This window comes from Bradyrhizobium sp. Kon58 (genome assembly GCF_055807455.1).
The window spans coordinates 1-385 of sequence record NZ_JBVVOT010000198.1 but is presented as its reverse complement, the minus strand read 5'-3'; the positions used below and the strand labels follow the sequence as shown (position 1 = coordinate 385).

General features: G+C 62.1%; 1 protein-coding gene. It reads right to left on the bottom strand.

The window, feature by feature from the left end; all coding sequences use genetic code 11:
- On the bottom strand, positions 1-383 hold a 383-nt coding region (locus tag AC0L20_RS40100; protein WP_473295685.1), incomplete at its 3' end, for an Hpt domain-containing protein.
- Positions 384-385 lie beyond the last annotated feature (2 nt).

Sequence of the window (385 nt, the reverse complement as noted above, 5' to 3'; positions counted from 1 at the left end):
GCCGCCATGCCCTGCTCGACCATCGCTTCCAGCTTGTCGATGAGATCGCGGTCGGTGCCCTCGGGCTCGGCTTCGGTCGCCTCCAGCCCGGCCAGAATTTCCTTGATGCGGTCGATCGACGACAGGATCACCGTCACCGCCTGCCCCGTCACCGGCATGCCGTCACGGAATTTGCCCATCAGCGTCTCGCCGGCATGCGCCAGCGCTTCAAGGCGCGGCAATCCGAGGAAGCCGCACGTCCCCTTGATGGTGTGGACCAGGCGGAAGATGTTATCCAGGATCTTGGCGTTGTTCGGCTCCTGCTCGAACTTCACCAGCTGATTGTCCACGGTGTCCAGGCTCTCGCTGGTTTCCGTCAAAAACTCCCGCAACAGATCATCCATGA